Consider the following 8,228-nt stretch of genomic DNA (forward strand, 5'->3'; position numbering starts at 1 on the left):
TATACTCCTATGTTTGGCTTCCTGAGTGTCCCAGCTCCAATAGCTATGGGGCTAGACGCAAGCCATTATAAGGTAGTTTTGTAGGCTTGCTTATGTGACTCTGTTGAAGCCTGCAAATTCGGCTAGGGCTTCAATGGCTAGCCTGCTTGCAGTGGTTACTGCGGTGCTTGCTCAGGTGAGTTTTAGGGTGGATCCAGTACCCTACACAATGCAGAACACGGGTGTTATCCTTTCGGGTCTCTTGCTACCGCCTAGGTGGGCGCTTGCCTCCCAACTCCTCTATTTGCTCATGATAGCGCTGGGGGCTCCCGTGGCTACGGGGTTCAGAGGAGGAGTGAGCGTGCTCTTCGGCCCAACTGGTGGGTATCTGGCAGGCTTTCCCATTGCCGCCTTCCTGATGGGCTTGCTCCGGGAATGGTACCTAAAAACTGCTGGTAAGCATTTTGCGGGGCTGGGTCCAAAGAATCTGGCGGTTCTCTGGCTTCTGTCGGCGCTCTCAGTCGTGCCTGTCTACGTTCTGGGCTTCATCGTCTTCTCTTACTGGGCGTCCTTAAATCCCTCCCTGCTTACCTGGGCTCTGGATGTAGCTGGCTACTTTGGGTTTGCGTCGGATATTAGGGTGGCAGTAGCTGTTGCCTCCGTGCTTATCTTTCTGCCCCAGGATCTTTTAATGGATCATGTGCTCGCACTAATCGTTGCACAACGCGTAGCGCGTACCCTGCCAAGCGAATACTGTGCCCTCACGGGCGACTGCGCGCTACAGGCCTAGGAGAGAGTATCAGGGGGATGCATCAAACAGGAAGCATTTTGCTAATAAAGAACCTCATTACAAGAAGCTAACCAAGAGCTATGTATAAGCTAGGCCTTAGCTGTGAGGAATTCCGCCAGTTTCTTTGCTGCCTTTGCCCTGTGCGAATAGAGGTTTTTTTCTTGTAGGCTCATTTCTGCGTAGGTCTTGTCTGTGCCCTGTGGCTGGAATATGGGGTCGAAGCCGAAGCCTCCTGTGCCCCTGGGCTCTGCGGTTATTGTGCCAATTGTCTCCCCGGTGAAGATGTATGTTTCGCCTGTGGGTGTTTTTAGGGCTATTGCTGACTGGAAGACTGCTGTCCTGTCTGTGGCCTGTTGGAGTAGCTGTAGTATGCCTTTGCATCCAATTGTCTGGTAGACGTAGTGGCTGTATGGCCCCGGGAAGCCGTTTAGGGCTTTGACGAATAGGCCGGCGTCCTCTATGATTACTGGCTTGTCTAGTGCCGGTATGTGGCGGGCGGCGTAGGCAACTATTTCTTGGAGTGTGTCTGCCTGTATCTCTATCTTGGGGAGGTCTGCTGGCTGTAGCTTGTATCCATAGGTTTCGAGTATTGGGGCCATTTCTTGGATTTTGTGCCGGTTTTTTGTTGCGATTAGTATGGTTTTGTCCACGTGTTGGGATTGGATCGGATTGATATGTTTTTAGCGTTTCGGCTTTTTGGCTAGCGGTATATTTATGTATAATGATTTCAATATGTATTGTTGTTATGTCTGGCCAGAGGGGGTCTCTTAACAGGCAGGGTCCGTCGCTACGGGAGTGCTTGTGGTGTCTAGCTAATGGTCTCCCGTTGAGGTACGAGCTGGACGAGGCATGGCTGTCTAGGGTCCTTTTCCATGTCCAGGGGTGCCGTGACAGGCGATTTAGGACTGTCCCTTCGGCCGGTGCCACGTACCCTCTTGAGGTGTACGTGTCTTCTTTGGGGAGGATTTTTCCGCTGAAGACCGGCCTCTATAAGTATGTGTCTTGCTCGGGCAACCTTGTCCAGTCAAGCGTCAACGCGGACTTTGAGGGTTTCTTGTTTTCGGTTTTGCCGGGCAGGACAGTCACGTATTATGGGGAGAGGGGCTACATGTATGTGAGGAACGAGGTTGGACATGCTCTGCAGAATCTTTTCTTGTCTCTTGTTAGTCACGGGCTGTGGGGCAGTGTCAGGCTTGTTGAGCTCGAGTTTGGCCCTGGGAAGCCACAGTACATAGCCGCGAGGGTGGATGTTGCACGTGTGGATAGCTATTGTAGGGGATTTTCTCTTGAGAAGGGGTTACCGTTTGATGCTGCTGTTGTTTTGCGGAGAAGCATAAGGAACTATAGCCGCGAAGCTATAAGCAGTGAAGGTCTATTGGACGTTTTGAAGTGGTCTATGGGGGAGATAGTTGCTGGTTCGCGTCCCTATCTAAAGTTCGGAGAGGAGTATGGTGTAAATGGCTCCGTAGCAGTATTTAATGTGAGGGGGCTTGATAAGGGAATCTATGAATTCAATGCGAAAGACATGGAGCTTGAACTTGTTAGGACTGGTGATTTCCGTGAAAAGCTCTGGAGGGCCAGCCTCATGCAGGAGTCTGTTCGCCGTGCAGCCGCCGTGATAGTTCTTTTTGGGGAAGGCCTGCTAGGGGAGGTTGAGGCTGGCGCTGTTGGCCAGAATATCTACCTGAATACTGTGGATGAGGGGCTGGGCACCGTGGCTATAGGCGCATTTCACGAAGAAGACTTTTTGGAGGTTTTCGGCGAACAGAGACCGCTGTATGTCTTTCCCTTGGGGAAGCCCGCAGAATAAGAATCCACAGAATGGTTAATATTCTTGAACGTCAACACATTATATAGGTGTAGTCTGGCTTGCCCAAGTCAGGGGAAACTAGGGTTCCCTGGAAGGTCCCACCACGCGTGAAAGTACTGGAGGCATTGGGCGCTGTTGGCGACGGCAGGATAATTTTTACAGGTGAACGCGAAGCCCAAGTGACTGGCTCTGATGGTAGCAGGGTTTATAGGGTTGTGTGGGATGGGGGGCTAGGTATTTCCTCTAATGATAACGGTTCTGTGTACAAGGGGTATCTCGGTTACCCGTCAATCGCTTTTTTGATGCTTAAGGGGGTTCTCCCCTTTGATCAGAGGCTTGCGGATGGTCTCAAGGGCATCCCGTGGAGGGAGATCAACGAGAAGTTCAAGAACTATAGGGATACCGAGATGTATGTAAAGCAGGTTTTAGAGGAGAGGGGCTTTAACTGGGGCTACGTCAATGCTTTCGTTGAGAAGGTATTATCTGAGATAAAACGGCTTCGACCCTACAAGCTGGAATGATTTCCCGTCATATTGTGCAATAAGTTTTTAAGCTTGGATACAAGCCACACGCAGAAAAATGTCTAGGGGTGTAGAAGTTAAAATCCGGGACGTGTCGAAGACGTACCTTGACCGCGGTAGAACTGATGCTCTCCGAGGCGTCTCGCTTACCATAAACCGTGGAGAACTTTTCACTATTCTTGGACCGTCCGGCTGCGGCAAAACAACCCTTCTGAGAATTATCGCCGGCCTGCTTCTCCCCGACAGGGGAAGAATATTTTTCGACGACGAAGATGTCACATATAAGCCTACCTATGAGCGAGACATAGGGATGGTCTTTCAGGACCTAGCGCTTTTCCCCCACTTGACTGTCTACAAGAACGTGGCGTTTGGGCTCGAGGTCACGGGGCGGCCGAAGGACTACATTGAACGCAAGGTTCGCGAGGTTCTCGAGCTTGTCCGTCTACCCTACGAAGTGTATGCCCACAGGAAGATCCAGCAGTTAAGTGGTGGGCAACAACAGAGAGTGGCGATTGCCAGAGCGTTGGCAAGAGACCCGAAAGTCTTGCTTCTCGACGAGCCCTTCAGCCATCTAGACTACAAGGTCAGGCTTGAACTGATCAGGGAGCTTAAGAGGCTTCAGAGAGAGACAGGTGTCACCACGATATATGTTACACACGACCAGAATGAAGCGATGATGCTCTCCGACAGGCTTGCAGTTATACGTGACGGAGTTGTACAGCAGGTAGGCACACCTGACGAGGTGTATAGGAGACCTGCAAACATGTTTGTAGCGACTTTTCTAGGCGAGGCCAACGTGGTAAGGGCTAGGGCCGTAGATGGGGTTGTGGAGCTCAAGAATTCGAAGATAGACCTGTCCACAGTGTCAGAAAGGTTTAGGGGGTACACGGGAGACGTGTGGATCTTTGTGAGACCAGAGCATCTTACATTTTCTCCGTTCAGCAACGGGAAATATGCAAGTTTAAAGCTTAGTGTTGTCGACAAGGTCTTCCTTGGACCACTCACAAAGGTTATCCTTGACGGCTACGGAGACCTATCGCTGGAAGCACTGGTTCCTAGCTATGAGGCCCAGAAGCTACAGGAGAAAAAAGAAGTTGACGTCTTTATAAGTCTCGATGACTTAGTGCTTTTTAGTGAGGAGGCATAAGTGTCCTCAAAGAGTGCTTTTTCTGGCTTCAGGCTTATAGCCTCCTTGCCCATAGTTTACGTCGTTGTCACGTTTTACCTGCCGATTGTTCTCATGGCAATCGAGGGCCTGCGCAGTGGCGGGGTCGAGACATATAGACAGGTACTACTTAATCCCGACTATTTGTCGATTATTGGCTACTCAGGCTTCATAGCCCTTGTAGTAACTTTGACTACTCTTGCCTTGTCAATACCTGCGGCATATTATCTGGCTTTCTATGTCAAGGACGAGGCGCAAAAGAACAATTATCTCGTCGCCTTCACTGTGCCGATGCTTGTAAACTTCCTCTTGAAGGCATACGCATTGATGAATGTTTTTTCACTGATTGGCCTGGCAAACAGTTTTCCAGCAATAATCATAGGGATGACCTACGAGTACCTTCCCTTAATGCTCCTACCAGTCTACTCGACATTCGAGAGGGTAGAAGAGAGACTCCTCGAAGCTGCAGAGACTTTGGGTGCTAGGCCCCACCAGACGGTCTTCCGTGTTCTGCTCCCGGTCTCTTTGCCGGGCATCTTTTCTGGTGTAACACTTGTCTACTTGATGTCTTTTACGGAGTTTGTTGTCCCAGCTATGCTTGGAGGAGTTTATGGATACACTGTGGGCTTCTTGATCTGGGATCTTTTCTTGAAGTATAGGAACTGGGTGGCTGGAAGCATTCTCGCCCTGCTTATTACGCTTGTCTCCATACTAGCTGTCTATGTGTATATGAAGTGGGGTGTCGAGCTTGAGGCTTAGAGGCGTCCTCAAGATATACGTCTTTGTATTGCTGGCTTTTCTCTACGTCCCCCTGTTATACATCATCGTTCAGTCATTTAATTCTGCCAAGTATCCAGGAGAATGGAAAGGCTTTACACTCAACTGGTACTTCGAGTTGCTGAGAGACCAAGAGATATTTAACGCAATGGTAAACGGCTTATCGGTAGCTATCTTATCTGCCATCATATCGACGGTTCTAGGGGGACTCGCCGCATATTATTTTTCAAAGAAAAACGAAAAATTTGTTGATAGCTTCTTTTACGCACCAATTGTTATACCCGAGATAGTAGAGTCGGTCTCCCTGCTGATGCTATACTACTATGCCGGTGTAGAGCTCGGCTTCTGGACAGTGCTCATTGGGCACACGGCTTATAATGTTTCCTATGCATACGTAGCTTTAAAGCCGCAGTTCCAGGTAACTTCTAGGAGCATGGAGGAGGCTGCCTATACGCTTGGGGCAAAACCCTTCGATGTTTTTGTCAGGGTGTATTTCCCACTGGCGTTGCCAGGCATAATCGCCTCTCTCCTCATAACCTTCGCCATGTCTTTCGACGATTTTGTTAAAACCGCCTTCACGACAGGCCCAGGATTCAAAACATTGCCACTTGTTATTTGGTCACGTGCCGCCCGTGGCAGAGCTACCTCTGAGCTAAACGCGTTGGCTGCTATAATGATACTTGTATCTTTGGTTGCAAGCTATATCTACTCGAAGCAAACATTATCAAGTATAGAAAAATAGTTTTTAGACCTTTTTGACCGCCGTGCTTATTCGCTCAATTATGCTTAGTATTTCTTCGCTTATCGGCATCGTCTGTATAAGTTTGGCTGTTTCAGGCGGATAAATAGCAGGGTTACTGAGAATCTGTTCATCTACTAGTCCCCTGAGGAGCTCCTTCCTTATGGGCGAGGGATAATATATGTAGTTAACATTTTTTGCGGCGACCTCTGGGTCAAGCATATAGTTTATCCAGAGATGTGCCAGGTCGGGTGCCTGCGAGTTTTTGGGTATAGTCATAAAGTCTATCCATATGTATGCACCCTCTTTTGGTAGGACATACTTGACCTTCTGGTTCTCGCTTTGTGCCTGGACAACGTCTCCGCTCCAGGCCTGCGCGGCATGCAGGTCTCCTTTTGCTAAAGCTGGAATGTAGACACTTGCACCATAGTAGCCTGCTAGGAAGTCTCTCTGGCTCCTGAGGAGGTCTATTATCTTCTGGACAGCCTGGTCAGACCAGTCGTCTAGAGGTATGCCTAGGTATAGCTTCGCCGCGTTGACTACTTCTAGGAATTCCTCAAGCATGGACACTTTGCCCTTGTGTTTCGGGAGGAAGCCTTTCGTGTCGAAGAGTTGCTCGTAGCCACTGACTTCTCCCTCTTCGACGTAGTCTGTATTTATGCCTATTCCTGTTGTGCCCCAGGCATAGGGGACAGAGTAGTTTAGCCCTGGGTCAAACCTGTTTTCCAGAAAGATTGAGTCGAGGTTTCTTAGGTTAGGTGTTTTTTCCTTGTTTAAGGGCTGAATCAAGCCCTTTTTTACTGCCTGTGGCACGTATTGGTCAGTTAGGACTATTAGGTCGTATCCTCCGCCCCCAAGCTGTAGCTTTGCGAACGCCTCGTCTGCGGACTCGTACTCGTCGTAAATTACTTTGACATTGTATTTTGCCTCAAAATCCTTGATTATGTCTGGATTGATGTATGAGCTATAGTTGTATATCTTGAGTATTCTCTTTTCGCTTCTTGTGGACAGCCAGTAATATCCACCAATAGCTGTTGCCACAGCGACGGCTCCTGCTAGGTATATAAAGTGGCGTCTTGTCAGTTTCACAGGAGCCTTGGATATTTACACAATTTTAAACTTTACTCAGAGATGACCACGAAAAATTAATATTTTTGGAGAGAAAAACCTTATGAGATCTATGTCCACACGTCTCCCCATGTTTTATCCGCGCGAAATCATCGAACTGTTCCTGTCGACCCTGGCCGTCTTCCTCGTTTTCGCAGGTGAATATTTTCCAAGAAGCATCTTAGAGGGGCTGGTAATATTTTTCCTTTCATTTATAATATACGTTCCCCACGAGCTGGCCCACAAGTTTGTAGCCCAGCATTTCGGTTATCCGGCAAGGTACTCGATAAACCCGGAAATGTTCTTCTTGACGCTTCTCTCAGCAATTCCATACATACCAATAAAGTTTATCGCTCCAGGAGCGGTTTACATATATGCAATCATGATTGACAAAGAAACTAATGGCATCATTTCTATCGCTGGACCAGCAACAAACATCTTCCTAGGATTCGTGGCACTGATTGGAGGTGGCCCACTAGGAGTATACATAGCTAGCCTAAACGGCTGGATAGCATTCTTCAATCTGCTCCCAATCGGGCCACTAGACGGGCTCAAAGTTATGCGGTGGAACATGCCTCTCTGGCTCATTTTCCTCGTGATATCCTTTTGGATGGGGTTCCTTGTCTAATATATCCTATAAGTCAAACATTTGTAATAACGCATAAATACTGCCGAGAAAGATGAAGAAGTATGAGTGCAGAAAAAGAGAGACAAATGAGGATAGAAGCTTTAAAAAAGATAAGAGAACAAGAGGAGGAGGCAAGGAAGCGATTAAGCCAGATAAAATACAAAATAGCGGTTTTGAGTGGAAAGGGCGGTGTAGGAAAATCCCTTGTAACTGCTAATCTGGCTGCTACCCTTGCAAAGAAGGGTTACGAGGTAGGCATACTCGACGCCGACGTTCATGGACCATCAATACCAAAAATGTTCGGTGTCCATGGGCAAGTTATCTACGCGGGCCCGGCAGGCCTAATGCCCCTTGTAGGAGTTGGGAACGTAAAAATAGTGTCCTCAGACCTGATGGTTCCAAGCGAGGAAACAGCCCTTGTGTGGCGGGGACCCCTAAAGACCTCATTCATAAGGGAGCTCTTATCCATGGTTGCTTGGGGCCCACTAGACTTCCTATTGGTCGACCTTCCGCCAGGCACCGGAGACGAGCCACTAACCATCGCCCAGCTCATAAAGGATCTCAGCGGAGCTATCGTCGTGACCACTCCCAGCGACTTGACAAGGATAGTCGTCAAGAAGGCAATATCTTTCTGCCAAGAAGTAAAAATGCCATTGCTAGGCGTTGTCACAAACATGGCCTATTTTGTTTGCCCCGTATGCGGGACAAAGCA

Annotated in this window: 10 protein-coding genes; 8 read left to right on the forward strand and 2 right to left on the reverse strand. The window is 48.7% G+C overall.

The window, feature by feature from the left end:
* Positions 1–94 precede the first annotated feature (94 nt).
* Positions 95–769: a biotin transporter BioY gene (locus tag QXT17_RS09155; RefSeq protein ID WP_342782978.1), complete on the forward strand. Its 675-nt coding sequence runs from the start codon at positions 95–97 to the stop codon at positions 767–769.
* 89 nt (positions 770–858) lie between these two features.
* Here the strand turns inward: QXT17_RS09155 and QXT17_RS09160 are convergent, their stop codons facing one another.
* Entirely contained in the window at positions 859–1,419 is a 561-nt protein-coding gene (locus QXT17_RS09160; protein WP_342782979.1) for an XTP/dITP diphosphatase, read from the reverse strand.
* 95 nt (positions 1,420–1,514) lie between these two features.
* Here QXT17_RS09160 and QXT17_RS09165 point away from each other — a divergent pair, with 95 nt between their 5' ends.
* Genes QXT17_RS09165 through QXT17_RS09185 form a run of 5 tightly spaced genes read left to right on the forward strand, consistent with a single transcriptional unit; the run spans position 1,515 to position 5,784 of the window.
* Positions 1,515–2,579, forward strand: a complete 1,065-nt coding sequence (locus tag QXT17_RS09165; protein WP_342782980.1) for a nitroreductase family protein — start codon at positions 1,515–1,517, stop codon at positions 2,577–2,579.
* Positions 2,580–2,638: 59 nt separating this feature from the next.
* Positions 2,639–3,100, forward strand: coding sequence for a hypothetical protein (locus QXT17_RS09170; protein ID WP_288004828.1), 462 nt, complete (start codon positions 2,639–2,641; stop codon positions 3,098–3,100).
* A 58-nt stretch (positions 3,101–3,158) separates the two neighbouring features.
* Positions 3,159–4,247 carry an ABC transporter ATP-binding protein gene (locus QXT17_RS09175; protein ID WP_342782981.1) on the forward strand — a complete coding sequence of 363 codons (1,089 nt, stop codon included), beginning with the start codon at positions 3,159–3,161 and terminating at the stop codon, positions 4,245–4,247.
* Positions 4,248–5,024, forward strand: coding sequence for an ABC transporter permease (locus tag QXT17_RS09180; RefSeq protein ID WP_342782982.1), 777 nt, complete (start codon positions 4,248–4,250; stop codon positions 5,022–5,024).
* Positions 5,014–5,784 (forward strand): ABC transporter permease, encoded by a 771-nt coding sequence (locus tag QXT17_RS09185; protein WP_342782983.1) that lies wholly within the window; start codon positions 5,014–5,016, stop codon positions 5,782–5,784. The genes QXT17_RS09180 and QXT17_RS09185 overlap by 11 nt, the downstream gene beginning before the upstream one ends.
* A 3-nt stretch (positions 5,785–5,787) precedes the next feature.
* Here QXT17_RS09185 and QXT17_RS09190 read toward each other — a convergent pair whose 3' ends face one another.
* A complete protein-coding gene (locus QXT17_RS09190) occupies positions 5,788–6,870 on the reverse strand; it encodes a spermidine/putrescine ABC transporter substrate-binding protein (RefSeq protein WP_342814420.1) in 1,083 nt (360 codons plus the stop codon).
* 91 nt (positions 6,871–6,961) lie between these two features.
* On the opposite strand from QXT17_RS09190, the gene QXT17_RS09195 reads away from it, so the two are divergent.
* Together QXT17_RS09195 and QXT17_RS09200 are read left to right on the forward strand one after the other, a co-directional pair.
* Positions 6,962–7,516 carry a hypothetical protein gene (locus QXT17_RS09195; protein WP_020962868.1) on the forward strand — a complete coding sequence of 185 codons (555 nt, stop codon included), beginning with the start codon at positions 6,962–6,964 and terminating at the stop codon, positions 7,514–7,516.
* 62 nt (positions 7,517–7,578) lie between these two features.
* On the forward strand, positions 7,579–8,228 hold a 650-nt coding region (locus tag QXT17_RS09200), incomplete at its 3' end, for a P-loop NTPase (protein ID WP_342815820.1).

This window comes from Thermofilum sp., assembly GCF_038871435.1.
Classification (GTDB): domain Archaea; phylum Thermoproteota; class Thermoprotei; order Thermofilales; family Thermofilaceae; genus Thermofilum; species Thermofilum adornatum.

Excerpts from the sequence above, each read along its gene's own strand:
- QXT17_RS09165 (WP_342782980.1), top strand. The coding sequence starts at position 1,515 with ATGTCTGGCCAGAGGGGGTCTCTTAACAGGCAGGGTCCGTCGCTACGG.
- QXT17_RS09175 (WP_342782981.1), top strand. The coding sequence starts at position 3,159 with ATGTCTAGGGGTGTAGAAGTTAAAATCCGGGACGTGTCGAAGACGTAC.
- QXT17_RS09195 (WP_020962868.1), top strand. The coding sequence starts at position 6,962 with ATGTCCACACGTCTCCCCATGTTTTATCCGCGCGAAATCATCGAACTG.